The sequence below is a fragment of the Seonamhaeicola marinus genome, assembly GCF_008085455.1.
In genome coordinates, this window is record NZ_VSDQ01000761.1 from 1 (window position 1) to 1,274 (window position 1,274).

The window sequence follows — 1,274 nt, forward strand, 5'->3', positions numbered from 1 at the left end:
ATGCTTTTTCTCTCAAGTATTTAGGTCCATTTGAAGTAAAAACGTAGTGGTTGTTTAGTATTAGAAAACTAGGTTCTAATACAATTAACAATTAATCTATGAAAACAATATCTTTTTTAAGAGTCGTGTTTTTGGCAGTATTCTTAACAACGGTAAGCGCGTATGCGCAATATTGTACACCAAACAATATTAATACGTATAATACAAATTATATTTCTAATGTAACTTTTGGAAATATAAATAACGCTTCTTCAGGTACAACAGGTGGTTATACGCACTTTTCAAGTCTTCCAACTGAGCATATTGAAATAGGAGAAACTTTAACAGGAACCGTTAGTGTTACTATTAATAGTTGGAACAATGCAAGCAATACTGTTGTAATATGGTTGAATTTTAATGAAAACTCTGATGACGATTTTGAAGATAATGGTGAGCGCTTTTTGTTCAATATAAAAGATAATGGCAATAGATGGCGTGGAACAAAAACTTTAGATGTTCCGTTTTCAATAGCAATTCCTCAAGGTGCAGATGTTGGTAATTCTGTAATGCGTGTTGGTTTCAGAACTGGTCAGAATACTAATTTTACATCATGTAATTTTAATTGGGAAGCCGGTGAAATTGAAGATTATAACATAAAATTTATTTCAAATTCAGTACCACTTATTGATACAGATAGTGATGGTATTGCCGATGTTGTTGATGTAGATGATGATAATGATGGTATTTTAGATTGTGTTGAAAAAGGAATTACTTATGGTACAATATCTGAAGTTTTTTCATTAAGCGGAACCGCAGTTGAAGTCTCAAATAATGAGTTTCAATTAACAACAGCAACTAATAACCAAGCAGGTGCTGCTACAATTAAAGAACGTATTAATTTTGATACAAGTTTTTCTTTTTCTTTTGATGCTTTTTTAGGAGCCTATGATCATGGGGCAGATGGTATGGCTATTATTTTTCACAATGACCCAGCAGGAGCATCGGCTGTAGGTGCTGCAGGTAACGGAATTGGGGCAAAAGGTATAAAAAATGGTATTGTTTTAGAGTTAGATACGTATTACAATGGGAGTTTTTTAGGTGATCTTTCTCAAGATCACGGTATGATTTGGGATTCTGATAATCAAACAAGCTCTGGATTTTTAACACCAGCAACTAGTTTAGGCCAGTTAGAAAATAACTTGTGGCATACAGTAACCATTACATGGAATAAAAATACCAAAACTATAAGTTATTATGTAGATAGTACATTAGCAGGCATTTATACAGGCGACTTA

General features: G+C 32.9%; 1 protein-coding gene. It reads left to right on the plus strand.

What is annotated here, in order from left to right; translation table 11 throughout:
• Positions 1–98 precede the first annotated feature (98 nt).
• Positions 99–1,274, plus strand: a 1,176-nt coding sequence (locus FUA24_RS23405; protein WP_246147149.1) for an L-type lectin-domain containing protein, incomplete at its 3' end; no start/stop codon positions are given.